15 protein-coding genes are annotated in these 15,046 nt (G+C 66.5%); 10 read left to right on the top strand and 5 right to left on the bottom strand.

The window, feature by feature from the left end:
* The first annotated feature begins 80 nt into the window (after window positions 1-80).
* Window positions 81-551, top strand: coding sequence for a DUF2867 domain-containing protein (locus ACQY8M_RS14260; protein ID WP_428673115.1), 471 nt, complete (start codon window positions 81-83; stop codon window positions 549-551).
* Here ACQY8M_RS14260 and ACQY8M_RS14255 read toward each other — a convergent pair.
* Together ACQY8M_RS14255 and ACQY8M_RS14250 are read right to left on the bottom strand one after the other, a co-directional pair.
* Complete coding sequence (locus ACQY8M_RS14255) at window positions 548-964, bottom strand: SRPBCC domain-containing protein (RefSeq protein ID WP_428673112.1); 417 nt, start codon at window positions 962-964, stop codon at window positions 548-550. The two genes, ACQY8M_RS14260 and ACQY8M_RS14255, sit on opposite strands and share 4 nt — an antisense overlap.
* Window positions 965-974: 10 nt before the next feature.
* The gene (locus ACQY8M_RS14250) at window positions 975-2,483 is read right to left on the bottom strand and encodes a helix-turn-helix domain-containing protein (protein WP_428673109.1); all 1,509 of its coding nucleotides are present in this window, start codon (window positions 2,481-2,483) and stop codon (window positions 975-977) included.
* 159 nt (window positions 2,484-2,642) lie between these two features.
* On the opposite strand from ACQY8M_RS14250, the gene ACQY8M_RS14245 reads away from it, so the two are divergent.
* Together ACQY8M_RS14245 and ACQY8M_RS14240 are read left to right on the top strand one after the other, a co-directional pair.
* Window positions 2,643-4,232: a hypothetical protein gene (locus tag ACQY8M_RS14245; protein ID WP_428673106.1), complete on the top strand. Its 1,590-nt coding sequence runs from the start codon at window positions 2,643-2,645 to the stop codon at window positions 4,230-4,232.
* Window positions 4,233-4,258: 26 nt separating this feature from the next.
* Window positions 4,259-4,621, top strand: coding sequence for a hypothetical protein (locus ACQY8M_RS14240; RefSeq protein ID WP_428673103.1), 363 nt, complete (start codon window positions 4,259-4,261; stop codon window positions 4,619-4,621).
* Between the two features lie 65 nt (window positions 4,622-4,686).
* Here the strand turns inward: ACQY8M_RS14240 and ACQY8M_RS14235 are convergent, their stop codons facing one another.
* The gene (locus tag ACQY8M_RS14235) at window positions 4,687-5,892 is read right to left on the bottom strand and encodes a CaiB/BaiF CoA transferase family protein (protein ID WP_428673101.1); all 1,206 of its coding nucleotides are present in this window, start codon (window positions 5,890-5,892) and stop codon (window positions 4,687-4,689) included.
* Between the two features lie 195 nt (window positions 5,893-6,087).
* On the opposite strand from ACQY8M_RS14235, the gene ACQY8M_RS14230 reads away from it, so the two are divergent.
* The 3 genes from ACQY8M_RS14230 to ACQY8M_RS14220 are packed head-to-tail and all read left to right on the top strand — an operon-like array spanning window position 6,088 to window position 8,871.
* Window positions 6,088-7,212 carry a CaiB/BaiF CoA transferase family protein gene (locus tag ACQY8M_RS14230; RefSeq protein WP_428673098.1) on the top strand — a complete coding sequence of 375 codons (1,125 nt, stop codon included), beginning with the start codon at window positions 6,088-6,090 and terminating at the stop codon, window positions 7,210-7,212.
* Window positions 7,212-8,408: an MFS transporter gene (locus ACQY8M_RS14225; RefSeq protein ID WP_428673096.1), complete on the top strand. Its 1,197-nt coding sequence runs from the start codon at window positions 7,212-7,214 to the stop codon at window positions 8,406-8,408. Before ACQY8M_RS14230 ends, ACQY8M_RS14225 begins: the two co-directional genes overlap by 1 nt.
* Before the next feature lie 49 nt (window positions 8,409-8,457).
* A complete protein-coding gene (locus ACQY8M_RS14220) occupies window positions 8,458-8,871 on the top strand; it encodes a cupin domain-containing protein (protein ID WP_428673093.1) in 414 nt (137 codons plus the stop codon).
* A gap of 26 nt (window positions 8,872-8,897) precedes the next feature.
* Here ACQY8M_RS14220 and ACQY8M_RS14215 read toward each other — a convergent pair whose 3' ends face one another.
* Together ACQY8M_RS14215 and ACQY8M_RS14210 are read right to left on the bottom strand one after the other, a co-directional pair.
* Complete coding sequence (locus ACQY8M_RS14215; RefSeq protein WP_428673090.1) at window positions 8,898-10,043, bottom strand: DSD1 family PLP-dependent enzyme; 1,146 nt, start codon at window positions 10,041-10,043, stop codon at window positions 8,898-8,900.
* A complete protein-coding gene (locus tag ACQY8M_RS14210; protein WP_428673088.1) occupies window positions 10,040-10,918 on the bottom strand; it encodes an SDR family NAD(P)-dependent oxidoreductase in 879 nt (292 codons plus the stop codon). Before ACQY8M_RS14210 ends, ACQY8M_RS14215 begins: the two co-directional genes overlap by 4 nt.
* 98 nt (window positions 10,919-11,016) lie before the next feature.
* Between ACQY8M_RS14210 and ACQY8M_RS14205 the strand changes: the two genes are divergently transcribed.
* The 4 genes from ACQY8M_RS14205 to ACQY8M_RS14190 all read left to right on the top strand — a co-directional run bounded on the left by ACQY8M_RS14205 (window position 11,017) and on the right by ACQY8M_RS14190 (window position 15,044).
* On the top strand, window positions 11,017-12,126 hold the full coding sequence (locus ACQY8M_RS14205; protein ID WP_428673085.1) for an LLM class flavin-dependent oxidoreductase: 1,110 nt from the start codon (window positions 11,017-11,019) through the stop codon (window positions 12,124-12,126).
* Between the two features lie 3 nt (window positions 12,127-12,129).
* A complete protein-coding gene (locus ACQY8M_RS14200) occupies window positions 12,130-12,900 on the top strand; it encodes an acetoacetate decarboxylase family protein (protein WP_428673083.1) in 771 nt (256 codons plus the stop codon).
* A gap of 105 nt (window positions 12,901-13,005) precedes the next feature.
* Window positions 13,006-13,875 (top strand): LLM class F420-dependent oxidoreductase, encoded by an 870-nt coding sequence (locus tag ACQY8M_RS14195; protein WP_428673080.1) that lies wholly within the window; start codon window positions 13,006-13,008, stop codon window positions 13,873-13,875.
* A gap of 68 nt (window positions 13,876-13,943) precedes the next feature.
* The gene (locus ACQY8M_RS14190) at window positions 13,944-15,044 is read left to right on the top strand and encodes a TIGR03617 family F420-dependent LLM class oxidoreductase (RefSeq protein WP_428673077.1); all 1,101 of its coding nucleotides are present in this window, start codon (window positions 13,944-13,946) and stop codon (window positions 15,042-15,044) included.
* The last annotated feature ends 2 nt before the right edge of the window (window positions 15,045-15,046 follow it).

The raw sequence follows: 15,046 nt of genomic DNA, 5'->3' as shown, positions 1-15,046 counted from the left end.
AACGCGCCGCGACGCGGAACAGGTTTACGTAGAAAAATCCAACGTAATCGGACCGTTCGTGCCATGAGATTGTGCAAGCCATGAGCCGCATCGCCCCGCCCGCCGAAAGCGCCCTCCGCGACTGGTATGCCGGCGCCAGTCTCGCCGACAGCTTCACCGCGACCTTGCCGCCAGCGGCGCCCGCCGACGTCGGCACGCTTGCCACGTTGTTGTTCGCCGATCCACCGCTGTGGTTCACGATCCTGCTGGCGATCCGCGACAGGGTCATGATGCTGTTCGGCATAAGGCCTTCCCACGCCCTCGCCGAAGGCGACCACATCGCCTTTTTCCCGGTCCTCACGCGCTCGCCGGACGAGATCATCCTCGGCGCGGACGACCGCCATCTCGATTTCCGGGCATCGGTCCTGCTGCGTCGCGCAGACAACACCCTCGTCGCCACGACGGTCGTGCGGTGTCACAACCTTCTTGGCCGGCTCTATCTCGCGGCGATCCTGCCCTTCCACATCCTGGTCGTTAACGACGCGCTCCGCCGCCTGCGCAACCGGTTCTAGGCGACGAGCTTTGCGAGCTTGGCCAACGCCTGGCGGGTGCCCTCGTCGTTGTCTGCCTGCCGGATGCTGCTCGGCAGGTTCTCGTAGGCGACGGTCACTTCCGTGCCGTCACCGACGGCGCGCAGGCTGGTCGTCATCGTCATCTCACCGGTGCGCTCGGCCGCGTCGAACCGGATGCGTTCGACGATCCGCTCATTCGGCACACGCTCGACGACCGTCGCCTCGAACTTATCGGCGCGGCCGTCCGGGTAGGTGAGCGACATGCGATAGGTCGCGCCGTCGACGCTATCGACCCTGCCGGTCATGCTGTCCGGCACCCGCCATCGGACAATGGAGTCGAGGTCCGTGCAAGCGCGATAGACCGCCTCGGGTGGCGCCTTGACGAGACGCGAGACTTTGGTTGTCGCACTCATGGCGGGTTCGTTAAGGCCGCATGCCGAGACTCGCAAGCCCGTCCGATGCACGATCGTAGGCATGCGCGGTATGGGGCAGGCCGGACCGGAGCTGCCCAATCGTCAGCTCGGGATAGGCCGCGCGCAGCTTCCCGAAGCTCTGCCGCGCATCCTCCGTCCTGCCGGCGAATACGAGCGCCGGCGCGAGGAAGCGATTTGCCCAGGCAGCATATGGCTGCTCGGCGAGACCGCGCGAGAACCACTGTGCGGCATCCGCATCGCGACCCAGCTCGAAATGCGCGGCGCCCATGCCGATCGTGCAGAGGAAATTCAGGGGGTCGGTGGGGCCTAGGCTGCGGGCGATCTGGAAGCACTCGATCGCCTCGACCGGCAGTCCCCGGTAGACCTTCGCCCAGCCGGCGCGGTTCCAGGCCCAGACGCAGCCACCGTCGAGTGCGAGGGCGCGCTCGAAATGGGCCTCCGCCGGCGCGAGCTCGTGCGCCAGTGTGCGGGAAGCTCCCAACAGAGCCTCCACCTTCGGATCGCCGGCATCGAGCTCGGCCGCGCGCACGGCGAGTTCCGACGCCTTCTGCCTCTCGGTCGCGGGGTGCTGGGTGAAGAAGTGACCGGCGCGATGCCCGTGGCACCAGGCCGCGAGCGCGATCGGCAGTGCATCGCATGGCGCCAGTTCCATTGCCCGCTCAAGCAATTCGAGCGCCCGCGCCTGCGGCCCCGCCTCAATCCGGATCGCCAGCGGCAACGCCCGCATCGTCAGGCCCCAGGCGCCGAGCTCAGCGGGATCCCGGCGGCCGATCCGCTCGGCCTCGGCCGCGTGCAGTGCCCGCTCGACCGCCATCGCGACACCCGAAGCCACCCGCTCCTCGAAGGCACACACGTCGTCCGCGTCGCCTTCCCAACGGTCGGCCCAGAGGTGGCGCCCGGACGTGAGATCGCTCAGCATCACCAGCACCCGCAGGCGTTGATCGCCATCGTCGCGGACCCGGCCGTACAGCTGATAGTGCGCCTTGCCTCGCGCGCCGACCGCGAGCCAGCGGCTGCGCAGGAGCGCGGCGGAAATTTCATCGGCGATCGCGACCGCCCGCTGGGCCGCCTGCCCAACGAGCGCGAAGGGCTCGACGTTGATCAGCGGTCGCTCGAGAAAGGATGGCAGAATCGCGAGAGATCGCTGCGGGCCGGCATGTGCCTGGAGCCGACGTCGGATGGTCACGGATGGCTTTTCACCATAGCGCTTGCCGTACGCCGCCGCGAAGCGCCCGAGATGCTTGATGCCGCAGCTCAGGGCACGTTCCGTCACGCTGATGTCCGGCGCCCCGCACAGCAGCTCGTGACGGACCCGTTCCAGACGCAGGTCGCGAAGCACTTCGCCCGGGGTGCGGCCGAGGAATCGCTTGAAGTGCTTCTGCAACGTGCGCGTGGCGACCCCGCAAATCGCTGCGAGCTCGCCGACGCTGCGTTCGCGGGCGACATCGGCTCTCAGCACGTCCAGGGCTTTGCGCACGTCTCGAGGAAGTAGCACCATCGGGCCTCCCCGCTTCTCGGTCCTGCGAGATATCACGGAAGCGAATAGCGGTACCGAACTTTCGGGCGTTTGACGCACATCGCGGGCGCAATCTGGATAGTCCTCTCGGAAGACGGCGTCGATGCTGGTGTTCCAGTCATCATCGAGCAGGAGTCCACTATGAAGACGACGTCGTTCGCCATCTCCGCCCTTGTGGCAGCTGGCTTCTCGCTCGCCCCTCCCGCGTTCGGCCAGACCGACGACAGCAAGCTCGGCAAGGTCCATTTCAAAACCTCGTGCAAGCCCGAGGCGCAGCGGCTGTTCGACCGAGCCATGCTGTACCAGCACTCGTTCTGGTACCGCGCCTCGCAACGGGTATTCTCGGATGCGCTGAACGCCGATCCCGACTGCACCATCGCCTATTGGGGCGTCGCGCTCAGCCTGCTCTGGAACCCCCATGCGCCGCCGCCGGCGAAGAACCTCGCCGACGGGGCGGCCGCACTGGCGAAGGCCAAGGCCATGGGCGCCAAGACCGAGCGCGAGCGCGAGTACCTCGATGCGCTCGGCGCCATGTACGCCGACTTCGACAAGATCGATCACCGCACGCGCATGCTGGCCTACACCAACGCGATGGAGCGACTCGCCGGTCGCTATCCGACCGATGACGAGGCGCAGATCTATTACGCCCTCGCCCTCAATACCTCCGCGTCGCCGGCCGACAAGACCTACGCCAGCCAGCTCAAGGGTGCGGCGATCCTGGAGCTGATCGCCAAGCGCCAGCCGGAGCATCCTGGCGTGGCGCACTACCTGATCCATCTCTACGACGCGCCGGCCATCGCCGATAGAGGACTCGAGGCCGCTCGACGCTACGCCAAGATTGCGCCGGCGGCGGCCCATGCCCAGCACATGCCGTCGCACATCTTCACGCGCCTCGGCCATTGGCAGGAATCGATCGCCTCCAATCTCGAATCGGGGCGTGTCGCGAAGGAAGGCAACGAAGGCGCCGACCAGCTGCATGCCATGGACTACCTCGTCTATGCCTATCTCCAGCTCGGGCTGGACAGGAAAGCTGACGACATGATCGCCGAGATGAAAACCGTCACCAGCTTCACCGAGGCCTACCCTATGGGTCCCTATGCGCTGGCCGCGTCGCCTGCGCGCTACGCGGTGGAACGCGGCGACTGGAAGGGCGCAGCCAGCCTCCCGGTGCGCCTCACCACGCTGGCCCATGTGCAGGCCATCACCCATTTCGCGCGCGCGGTCGGCGCTGCACGCTCGGGCGACGCAGCGGCTGCCGAGGCGAGCATCGCCAAGCTCATCGAACTGCGCGACACGCTCGCCCAGGCCAAGGACGCCTATTGGTCCGAACAGGTCGATATCCAGCGCCAGACCGCAACGGCCTGGCTGCTATTCGCCCAGGGCAAGCAGGGCGACGCCCTCAAGACGATGAGCGCGGCGGCCGATGCCGAGGACAAGTCGGAGAAGCATCCCGTCACGCCGGGCGTGCCCAAGCCGGCGCGCGAGTTGTACGGCGAGATGCTGCTCGAGAGCGGCATGGCCAAGGAAGCTCTCGCCGCGTTCGAAGCCACTCTGCTCAAGGAGCCGAACCGACTGGGCGCCTTTGCCGGCGCTGCCCGGGCCGCCGACAGGACCGGCGACTCCGCCAAGGCTGTGGAGTACTTCGCCAAGGTGGTCGCGCTCGGCGGCAATGCCGACAAGACCCGGACAGAGGTCGACGAGGCCCGATCGTTCCTGGCGAAGCGCCGATGAGGTCCGCGGCGATGAGGGCTTTGGTCATGATCGTCGTGCTCGCCGTCCTCGCGGCATCCGTGCACGCCCAATCGCTCCAGGTGATCGGTTACGCCGGGGTGCTGGGCGAGTGGGAAGTAACGGCCACCGTGACGGAAAAGCCGTCATCCGGACGCGTCAGGGATTACGCCGGATCGTTGACAATGAAGCATACCGGCATCTGCACGCGCGACGGGCCTGAGGAGAAGACCGGGGTGATACGCCTTCAGCTCTCACCGTCGCGGTTGACGGCGACGCTGTCGGTCGCCGGCGTCGACTGCACCTTCAGCGGAAAGCAGGCAGACTCCTACACGGGTGTGATGCGCTGCCCCGATCGAAAGTCTGTCCCGCTGGAAGTGTGGGTGAAATAGTCTCTCGCCCACCCGCACGGCCGCGGCTCCAAGGTAAAGGCCTCGCCCTGCCATTCGGCCTATCGTCACGCCGGAACGATCAGCGTCCGGTCGGCCCTGAGCTTTTCGATGTCGGCCTCGCTCAGGCCGGCCTCGCGCAAGACCTCGACGCCGTCCTCGCCGAGGCGAGGCGCGTGGCGGCGGAAGTCGACCTTGGTCTTCTCGAAATCGAGCGGGCTCGCAAAGGTCGTGATCGGCCCCTCGGTCGGATGCTCGCGCTCGGTGAAGAAGCCTGTCGCCTTGAGGTGTGGATCGTCGAACAACCCTTCGAGCGTGTTGACCGGCATCGCCGGGATGTCGGCCTCGTCGAACGCGTCGAGCCATTCCTGGGTGCTGCGATGCTTCATCAGCGAATCGAGCACTTGGTAGAGCTCGCTGAAATGCCTGGGCCGTACCGTGCGGTCGCAGAAGCGTGGGTCCCTGGCGAGGTCCGGCCGCTCGACGATCTCGAAGAAGCGCACCCAGTGCGCGTCGGTGTAGGGTAGCGCGCAGATGTAGCCGTCGTTGGTTGGGAACGGATGGCGGAACTTGTTGATGATGCGGTCGTAGCCCATCGAGCCGCGACCAGGGTTCCAGGTCTCGCCGAACAGATGCTCTGTCAGCCAGAACGAGGCCAGCGTCTCGAGCATCGGCACCTCGATCATCTGTCCTTCGCCGGTGCACTTGCGATGGTAGAGCGCGCCCAGCACGGCGATGCAGAGATGCAGGCCCGTCGTCTTGTCGGCGATCAGGCTCGGCATGAACTTCGGCGCCTCGCCGTCGACCCGGCTCTGCAACGACGCTGCGCCCGATACGCCCTGCACCAGGTCGTCGAAGGCCGGCTTGTGGCCGTACGGCCCCTTGCGCGCATAGCCCAGCGAATAGGCATAGATGATCGACGGATTGACCTTCTTGAGGTCCTCGTAGCCCAGCCCGAGCCGCTCGATCGCCGATGGCCGGCTGTTGTGGATGAACAGATCGGCGCCCTTGATCATGTCCTTGAGCACCGCGACCGCGGCCGGCTTCTTGAGGTCGAGGCAGAGCGAGCGCTTGTTGCGGTTGGCCGCCATATAGATCGGCCCCATGGTCTTGTCGCGGCCCATCGACCCGCCCGACAGGCGCAGCAGATCGCCCTCCGGCGGCTCGACCTTGATCACGTCCGCACCCATGTCGGCCAGATGCTGCGTAGCGAACGGCCCCAGCAGCACGGCCGTCAGATCGATCACCTTTACGCCTGCCAACGGTCCCGGCATTTCGCTCCTCGCTCAACTCGTTATTGCTCTATCGTAGTCTGCTCTCCTCCCTATGCGAAGCATGGGGAGGTGGCGCAGTCTTCTGCGCCGGAGGGGTCATGGGCGACAACAAGACTGTGGCTCACGACCCCTCCGTCGCCGTATGACGGCGACACCTCCCCGCGCTGCGCGCAGGGAGGAATAAGAGGAGTGGAGATGAGCGGAGCGTTGGACGGCCTGCTAGTGGTGAGCGTCGAGCAGGCGGTGGCCGCCCCCTATTGCTCGGCGCGGTTGGCCGATGCCGGCGCGCGGGTGATCAAGATCGAGCGCCCCGAGGGCGATTTCGCGCGTGGCTACGACGGCTATGTGCACGGCCTCTCCAGCTATTTCGTCTGGCTGAACCGCGGCAAGCAGTCGGTCACGCTCGACTTCAAGAAGCCCGACGATCTCGCCCTGCTGCACCGGCTGATCGGCAGGGCCGACGTGCTGATCCAGAATCTCGCGCCCGGCGCCGCCGACCGCGCGGGCTTCGGCTCGGCCGCGATGCGGACCGCGCACAAGCGGCTGATCACGGTCGACGTCTCGGGTTACGGCGATCATGGTCCCTACAAGAACCGCCGCGCCTACGACCTGCTGGTCCAGGCCGAGAGCGGGCTGGCCTCGATCACCGGCACCGAGCATGCGCCGGGGCGGGTGGGCATCTCGGCGACCGATATCGGCACCGGAATGTATGCCCATGCCGCCGTGCTCGAAGCGCTGCTTGCGCGGCAGAAGACCGACGAGGGGCGCGCCATCAAGGTGTCGTTGTTCTCCTCGATGGCGGAATGGATGGCCGTCCCGCTGCTCGCCATGGACTACTCTTCGTATGAATGGCCGCGGCTCGGTCTCACCCATCCGTTCATCGCGCCCTACGGCGTCTATCCCAGCGCCGACAAGGTGCCGGTGCTGATCTCGATCCAGAACGACCGCGAGTTCGAGCGCCTCTGCCACAACGTGCTCGACAGGCCCGGGCTGGAGAAGGACCCAGACTATGCCACCGGCATTGCGCGCAACGCGCGGCGCGACGCGACCAACGCGATCGTGGCGAAGAGCTTCGCCCAGCAGAGCTTCGCCGACCTCGCGGCACGGCTCGACGCCGCGCAGATCGCCTGGGCACGGGTGAGCGATATCGCCTCTCTGTCCAAGCACCCGCAGCTCCGCCGCACGCATTTCGGCTCGTCGAAGGGCGACATCTCGATCCCTGCCCTTGCTGCCGCCTACGACGGCGAGCCGGAGCGGCTCGGCGACGTGCCCGAGCTCGGCCAGCACACGGACCAGGTACGCCGCGAGTTCGCGGCCTGATGAATCGCATCGTCGAGGGCGGACGGCTGGCCGGCTACGGCGCGGCCTACTTCTTCGCGTCCGGCGCCTTCATGAGCTACTGGCCGGTCTGGCTGCGCGACCGCGGCATCACCGATCCCGAGATCGGCACGCTGTTCATGAGCCGCCAGCTCGTCAGCGTGGTGTCGGTGCTGAGCATCGGCTTCCTCGCCCATCGCATCGGCCGGCTGAAAGGCATGCTGCTCGCCCTCGCCGTCGCCGCCATCGTGATGATGGGCGCCTACCAGCTCTCGCACACGTTCCTCGCGCTCTTGCTGGTCGGGCTGGTCTGGGGCTGGGTCTGGTCGCCGACCATGGCGCTCTACGACGGCATCCTCGTGAACGAGGCCAAGGCGCGCGGTTTCGTCTACGGCACGTTGCGCGTCTGGGGCTCGGTCGCCTTCATCTGCGGTACGCTGATCTGCGGTGTGGCGGTCGACAACTTCGGCCCACCGTCGGTGCTCTACGTCGGCTGGCTGGGCGTGATCTGCCTGCTGCCACTGGCCCTCCTCCTGCCCGGCAGCGAAGCCCATGCGCGCGGCGCCGGCAAGCACGCGCCGTTCGGCATCCTCGACCTGTTCCGCTCCAAACCGTTCATGCTGTTCATGATCGCCGCGGGCTTCTGCCAGTCGAGCCACGCCGTGCTCTACAGCTTCGGCACCCTGACCTGGCGCACCGCCGGCCTGTCTGACATCACGATCAGCATGCTGTGGGGCGAGAGCGTCGCCGTCGAGATCCTGATGATGATGGCCAGCGGCTGGCTGATGAAGCGGATCGGCATCACCGGCCTGATCGGCCTCGGCCTGGTCTGCGGCATCGTGCGCTGGACCGGCATGGCCTTCACCACCGCGCTGCCGGCGCTGATCGTGCTGCAGGCACTGCATGCCGGCACCTTCGCCGCCTGCCATCTCGGCGCCATGGCCTTCATCCAGCGCGCACTCCCAAGCAGCGGCACCGCGCTCGGCCAGAGCATCTATTACGCTCTGGGCACCGGCGCCACGCAGGCGGTGATCTTCCAGTTCGCCGGCGTGCTCTATTCCAGGTTCGGCCAGCACGCTTTTCTCGGCATGACCGTCATCAGCACGATCGGGCTGGTGGCGCTCCTGCTGTTGTCCCGGATCTGGAAGGGCGAGCTGCTGATCGGCAAAGTGCCCTCTTCCCTTGACGGTCCGTCTTGAAACCGTAACGCTTGAATGGTTCATCGCCCTCGGACCGACGGAGAGGGTGATGACGATTCTGATCGATCTCAATGCGGAGCTTGCGAAGCTGAAGATGTTTCGTGGCCGCACGCCGACATCGACGCGAGCGGAGCGAGAGGGATCGTCTTCCCGTATATCGCCCTATCGCGACGCCACCATTTTCGCGAGCAAGTCGGCCGGCAAAGGCGCCTGGGAGCGACATCCCGATGGCGACGAGTTCGTCCACGTCATCGATGGCGCGGCGACCCTGCAGACCGCGACGGAGGGCCATTCCCAGTCGTTTGCCGTCAGCGCCGGAATGCTCGCCATCGTTCCCAAAGGCATGTGGCATCGCTTCCACTACCCGGACGGCGTGACCCTGCTGACGATCACCCCCGGACAAAGCGAATATGTCCGCGCCGACACGGATGACCCATTGTCAGTCGAGCCTCAGCGCGATTGAGCATCCTGCGGCGGGCGATCAGGCGTCTACCGGGACCTCCCGCGCGCGGTGACCGGCCAGATGTCGACCAAGGTGTCGCCCTTCACCACGTGGAAGCTCTCGTAGAGGTTGACCGTCGGGTCGCAGTGCGGCGGGGTCAGGATCACCTGCTCGGCGAGCGCCGGCGCGGCCTGACCCTCGGGTGCGATCACGGCGAGGTGCTCGTCGCCCATGAAGCGCGTCGTGGCGCCTTCAACGGCGCCCTTCAGGATCATCGGCGGGCCCTTCTCGGTCGCCATCGCCTTCAGGCCGGCATCGACGGTGACCATCCCCGGCGTGTTGGCGCTCACCACACGCGCGTCGATCTGCAGCGCCTGCTCGAAGGTCGGCTTGTCGGCGCCGCGCAGGTCGCAGACGTTGTAGTCGTGGTCCATGAAGACGTAGGAGCCGACCTGCAGCTCGGTGAAGACGCCGAGCTTGGCGTCGATATAGTGCGTGCCGGTGCCCGAGCCGGTGACGATGCCGGGCTTCAGGCCCGCCGCCTCCAGCTTGGCGAGGATGCCCTTCAGGTATTCCGTGCGCTCCTCGATCTTCTCCTTGCGCTCCTGGAAGGAGAGGATGTGCTGGTGGCTGCCGCAGTAGAACTGCACGCCGGCATATTTGAGCGACTTCAGGCCAACGACCTTCTTCACCAGCTCGACCACGCCATCGGGCGTCGCCACGCCGGTGCGATGGATGCCGGGATCGATGTCGACGATCACCGTCAGCGCCTTGCCGGCCTTCTCCGCAGCCGCGGCGAGGGTCTCGACGTTGGCCGGATGGTCGACCACGACCATCACGTCCTTGGCCTTGCCATTCAGCTCGATCAGCCGCGCGATCGCCTGCGGCGTCACCACCGGCGAGGTGATGTGCAGGCTCTCCACGCCGGCTTCAGCCAGCGCCTCGGCCTCGCCCAGCTTGGCGCAGCACACGCCGAGCGCGCCCGCCGCCATCTGGCGCTTGGCGATGTCGGCCGACTTGTGCGTCTTGGAATGTGGCCGCAGGTTCACCTTGTGCGCCCTGGCGAAGCTCGCCATCTCCGCGATGTTGCGATCGAGCATCTCGAGGTCGAGCACCAGCGCCGGCGTGTTCAACGACCGCCGCGAACCCTGTTGGCCGATAAGATGCCCATGCAGGCGTTGCGCTTCGCTCATTTCTTCTGACCTTCCGTTTGCAGGGTGCGCACGACCATGGCCTCGCCGGTCGTGCCGCGGTTGACGCCGGCGCTCTTCATGAAGGTGTTGTCACGGCCGGTGCCCCACAGCGCAATGCCCTGGGCCAGCAGCCCGCCATCAACCTTGATCGTCTCGCCGGTGATGAAGCGTGCCTCGTCCGAGCACAGGAACGCGGCGACATCGGCGATGACGTCAGGCTCGCCGCGGTCGGGCCAGGGCTGGTGCCTGAACTGCTTCTCGTATCGCTCCGGCCGGCCGCGATGAACCAGGGGCGTCGAGATCACGCCCGGTGCGATGCCGACCACGCGGATGCGGTCGGGGCCGAGCTCGGCGGCGACATTTTCGATCAGGCTGATGACGGCGGCCTTGGCGGCCGAATAGGCGTGGCTGCCGCCGCCGCCCACCATGCCGGCGATCGAGGCCGTCACCAGGATCACGCCGCCATCACCGTGCTTCTTCATCGCGACGGAGGCGTGCTTCATGCCGAGGAACACGGAGCGCGTCAGCACGGCGAAGGTGTAGTCCCAGTCCTCGACGCTGGTTTCTGCGATCGGTCCAAACGCGCCACCGACGCCGGCATTGAGATAGGCGATGTCGAGCCGGCCGAAGCGCTTCTGCGCCTTGGCGACCATCGCGGCGACGTCGGCCTCCTTCGCCACATCGCAGCGCACGAAGGCGATGCTCTCGCCGTGGCCCTGCGCCTTGGCGACGGCCAGCGTCTCGGCGCCGTTCGCCTCGTTGAGGTCGGCCACGACCACCTTCGCGCCGTCGGCCAGGAAGCGCATGACCGTCGCGCGGCCCATGCCGCTTGCGCCGCCGGTCACGACGGCAACCTTCCCTGCCAGTCTGCTCATATCAGCCCCCTTGGGCATTTCGCCCTCCGAACGCATGGTGCGGTTGCGCCGCCCGCGCGGCAAGCCTAGCGTTTCGCAAAAGCGGTAGGAGGCGCGCCATGAAGTTCGGTCTGTTCTACGAGATTTCGATTCCGCGTCCCTGGACGCCCGAGAAGGAGCGCACCGTTTACAACAACTGCCTCGAGCAGGTGAAGCTCGCGGACACGTTGGGCTTCGAGCATGTCTGGGCGGTCGAGCATCACTTCCTGGAGGAATATTCCCACTGCTCCGCGCCGGAGCTGTTCCTCACCGCCTGCGCCGTGCTGACGAAGAACATCAAGGTCGGGCACGGCATCGTCGTCTGCGTTCCCGAGTTCAACCATCCGATCAAGATCGCCGAGAAGACCGCGACGCTCGATATTCTGTCGGGCGGGCGCCTGCATGTCGGCACCGGCCGCTCGGCGACCTGGACCGAGCTCGGCGGCTTCCGCGCCAATCCCGACACCACCAAGAAAAGCTGGGACGAATTCGTGCGCTGCCTGCCGAAGATGTGGATGCAGGAGACCTTCGCGTACCAGGGCGAATTCTGGTCGATGCCGGAACGCACCATCCTGCCCAAGCCCTACCAGAAGCCGCACCCGCCGATGTGGGTGGCGGTCACCAGCCCGGGCACCGAGATCGACGCCGCCGATCGCGGGCTGGGCAGCCTTGGCCTCTCGTTTGCGGGCTTCGACGAGCAGGAGAAGAAGATCAAGGAGTACCGCCGGCGCATCCAGCATTGCGAGCCGGTCGGCGCCTTCGTGAACGAGCAGGTCGCCACCACCAACTTCCTGTTCTGCCACGAGGACGAGAAGACCGGCGTCGAGATGGGCAAGAAACTCGGCAACACCTTCAACTACCTGGCGACGCAGCTGATCTCGACGCGCGAGGTCTTCTCCTCGCCGTCCTACCAATCGCTCGGGCTGTTGCCCGCGCTCCGTCGAGCGGCGACCGGGCCGGACGCCAATGAGCAGCAGACCGAGGGCATGGCCTACGGCGATCCGGCGCGCATCATCCGCGCGATCAAGAAATGGGAGTCGCTCGGCGTCGATTGCGTCAACTTCATCCTCAACGCCAACGAGGTCGTGCCGCAGGATCAGGTGATGGCGAGCCTGCGCCTGTTCGCCAAGGAAGTGATGCCGCATTTCGCCCAGAGGCCCCAGACCGCAGCTGCAGCGGCGGCGGAGTAAGCCATGCCTCTCTACGGAACGCTCGACATCACGCAGTCGCCCGCGCGCCTGCCGACCCTGCCCAACCTGGACACCGAGGCCTGGGCGCTGCCCAAGGCCGAGATGATGCAGCTTCTGATGGAAGTACCGCGCAGCTCGACCGAAGGGCTGCTGCCCAAGGCGATGCATCCGGCGCTGCCGTCCTACGTGATCCTGGCCGTGACACGATACAGCGACAGCCCGGTTGGTCCGTTCAATCTGGCGGTGCTGCGGCTCGGCAGCCGCGCCGGCGCTCATCCGCGCGGCTTCCTGCTGGGAGCGGTGGCCAGCACCGACGCCGCGGCACTGGAGCTGCGCGCCCGCTGGGGCATTCCGGTCGAGGCCGGCGAGGTGAGGTACGTCCGCCGGCATGACCGCGTGATGGGCACGGTGAAGAAGGACGGCAGGACCATCCTCGACTGCGCCCTGGTCGATCCGCAGCCGGTCGCTGGCAGCGACGTGCAGTACATCAACTGGGTGACGGCGGCGAATGCGCCGCTCGACGGCACGACCCAGCCGCTTCTGATCCAGGTCGATCCGAAATACACCTTCTACAAGGCCGAGCGCGGCAAGCCCGTGGTCAACACGTTCGATCCGGCCGCGTGGAACGCGCCGACGCTCGAACTGTCCAATGCCATCGTCGGCACCTGCTGCACCGTCGACACCGACCTGCCGCGCATCCGCTTCGTGATGGATCCACTCAAACCCGTCTTCCAGGGCACCCGCCGCATCCGCGAGTCGCGGGCCGATGAATAGTGATCCGCTGGGAGCGCGGCTCTCCAGAGCCGCTCTTCTTCGCCTTGCCATTTCCCATGAGCGGCTCTGGAGAGCCGCGCTCCCAGCAGAAGAAAGAGTCTTGAGATGAAAATCGGAGTCTTTTCCACCTTCATGTCGCCCAACGCGACGCCGTCGATGATCAAGGACTTCGGCAAGCGTGCCGAGGGGCTGGGTCTGGAATCGATCTGGATGGGCGAGCACGTCGCCCTGTTCGACAAGAACACCTTCGGCTATCCGGGCTCGAAGGACGGCCGCATCCCGGTGCCGCCGGGCGGTGGCATGCTCGACGTGACGGCGACCTTCGGCTTCCTCGCCGCAGCGACGAGCAAGGTGCGCTTCGGCACCGGCGTCGCGCTCGTGCCGCAGCGCAACCCGATCTACACCGCCAAGGAAGTCTGCACGCTCGACTGGCTCAGCGAAGGGCGTTTCGATTTCGGCATCGGCGTCGGCTGGAACAAGGAAGAAGTCGAAGGCTGCGGCTATAAATGGGAGGACCGCGGCGCCCGCTGCGACGAGTTCCTCGAGGTGATGCGCCGGCTGTGGACCGAGCCGGTCGTCGACTTCAAGGGCAAGTGGGTATCGTTCGAGACGATGAAGATGGATCCCAAGCCGATCCAGAAGCCGCATGTGCCCATCATCGTCGGCGGCTATGCCGACCAGGCCTTCCGGCGCGCGGTGAAATTCGGCGCCGGCTGGTACGGCTTCAACCTCGATCCCGAACGAACCAAGGGCATGCTGGCCAAGCTCGACGCCGCCTTCGCCAAGGCGGGCAAGAGCCGCGGGCCGGACTACCGCATCGTCATCACGCCGCCGATGTCGATGGCCCCCGACGCGATGCAGGCCTACGCCGAGCTCGGCGTGCACGAGCTCGTGGTCAACCTCGGCGGCCAGAAGCCCGAGCAGGTCGACAAGCGCCTGCCTCAGATCGGCAGCCTGGTGAAGATGGCGGCGTGATATCGGCCCTCCTCCCCTTCGCGGAGTCCGCGAAGGGGAGGAGGGCTCCTGAATGGAGTGCCTGACTCATGCTCCTCGAAACGCTGCTGCCGCTCGGCAAGGTCGATCCCGGCCTTCGAGCGCCGGAAGTGCCACTCGATCTCGCTTCGATCGGCCGTGAAGCACGGCTCCTGGAGGAAATCGGCTACGAAGGGCTCGTCGTCGAGGAGACCAAGGACGATCCGTTCATCCTGATGGCCCTCGCCGCGCAGGCAACTCAACGGCTCAGGATCGGCACTTCGGTCGCCATCGCTTTCCCGCGCAGCCCGACCGTGACGGCGATGAGCGCCTGGACCTTGGCCAAGCTCAGCCACGGCCGCTTCACGCTCGGCCTCGGCAGCCAAGTGCGGGCGCATATCGAACGGCGTTACGGCCTGCCCTGGTCGCCGGCCGGCCCGTGGATGCGCGACTACGTCAATGCCGTGCGCGCGGTGTGGAACCACTGGCAGACCGGCGCCCCGCTCGACGTGAAGAGCGACCATTACACGATCAATCTCATGGTGCCGCTGTTCAACCCCGGCCCGATCGAGCATCCGGACATCCCGATCCATGTCGCGGCGGTGAACTCGGTGATGTGCCGGATGGCGGGCGAAGTGGCCGACGGCATCCGCGTCCATCCGGTCTGCACGCCGTCCTACATCGCCGAGGTGATGCTGCCGGCAGTGCGCGCCGGCGCGGCCAGGGCGGGCCGCTCGCTGGAGCAATTCCAGGTCTGCATGAAGCCGCTGGTCGCCTCGGCCGCGACCGAGGAAGAGCTGGTGCGCAAGGTGCGCGACGTGCGGGCACGTATCTCATTCTACGCCTCGACACCGCAATATCGCGCCGCCTTTGCCCATCACGGCCTCGGTGACCTTGCCGACAAGCTCAAGCTGCTCTCGCGCGCACAACGTTGGGAGGAGATGCCGCAACACATCGATGACGACGTGCTGCATAGCTTCGTGACGATCGGCACCTACGACCAGATCGCGCAGAAGCTCATCGAGCGGTTTGGCGAGGTGGTCACCCACTGCGAGTTCTCGATCGCGGTGAAGACCGACGCCGACAAGGAGCTGCTGCGCGATCTCGCCCGGACCATCCAGTCGCGGAGCCTCGACCCGGTGCGAAAGACCATCCTGGGTGCTACAGCCTAGGG

The organism is Reyranella sp. (genome assembly GCF_965279465.1).
Lineage (GTDB): Bacteria > Pseudomonadota > Alphaproteobacteria > Reyranellales > Reyranellaceae > Reyranella.
This window is presented reverse-complemented; position numbering and strand designations above follow the sequence as displayed.

Bases quoted from the DNA above. Each gene is read 5' to 3' on its own strand.
- ACQY8M_RS14235 (WP_428673101.1), bottom strand. From the start codon at position 5,892: ATGCCGGGACCGTTGGCAGGCGTAAAGGTGATCGATCTGACGGCCGTG.
- ACQY8M_RS14230 (WP_428673098.1), top strand. From the start codon at position 6,088: ATGAGCGGAGCGTTGGACGGCCTGCTAGTGGTGAGCGTCGAGCAGGCG.
- ACQY8M_RS14240 (WP_428673103.1), top strand. From the start codon at position 4,259: ATGATCGTCGTGCTCGCCGTCCTCGCGGCATCCGTGCACGCCCAATCG.
- ACQY8M_RS14205 (WP_428673085.1), top strand. From the start codon at position 11,017: ATGAAGTTCGGTCTGTTCTACGAGATTTCGATTCCGCGTCCCTGGACG.
- ACQY8M_RS14220 (WP_428673093.1), top strand. From the start codon at position 8,458: ATGACGATTCTGATCGATCTCAATGCGGAGCTTGCGAAGCTGAAGATG.
- ACQY8M_RS14260 (WP_428673115.1), top strand. From the start codon at position 81: ATGAGCCGCATCGCCCCGCCCGCCGAAAGCGCCCTCCGCGACTGGTAT.
- ACQY8M_RS14245 (WP_428673106.1), top strand. From the start codon at position 2,643: ATGAAGACGACGTCGTTCGCCATCTCCGCCCTTGTGGCAGCTGGCTTC.
- ACQY8M_RS14195 (WP_428673080.1), top strand. From the start codon at position 13,006: ATGAAAATCGGAGTCTTTTCCACCTTCATGTCGCCCAACGCGACGCCG.
- ACQY8M_RS14210 (WP_428673088.1), bottom strand. From the start codon at position 10,918: ATGAGCAGACTGGCAGGGAAGGTTGCCGTCGTGACCGGCGGCGCAAGC.
- ACQY8M_RS14225 (WP_428673096.1), top strand. From the start codon at position 7,212: ATGAATCGCATCGTCGAGGGCGGACGGCTGGCCGGCTACGGCGCGGCC.
- ACQY8M_RS14190 (WP_428673077.1), top strand. From the start codon at position 13,944: ATGCTCCTCGAAACGCTGCTGCCGCTCGGCAAGGTCGATCCCGGCCTT.
- ACQY8M_RS14200 (WP_428673083.1), top strand. From the start codon at position 12,130: ATGCCTCTCTACGGAACGCTCGACATCACGCAGTCGCCCGCGCGCCTG.
- ACQY8M_RS14255 (WP_428673112.1), bottom strand. From the start codon at position 964: ATGAGTGCGACAACCAAAGTCTCGCGTCTCGTCAAGGCGCCACCCGAG.
- ACQY8M_RS14250 (WP_428673109.1), bottom strand. From the start codon at position 2,483: ATGGTGCTACTTCCTCGAGACGTGCGCAAAGCCCTGGACGTGCTGAGA.
- ACQY8M_RS14215 (WP_428673090.1), bottom strand. From the start codon at position 10,043: ATGAGCGAAGCGCAACGCCTGCATGGGCATCTTATCGGCCAACAGGGT.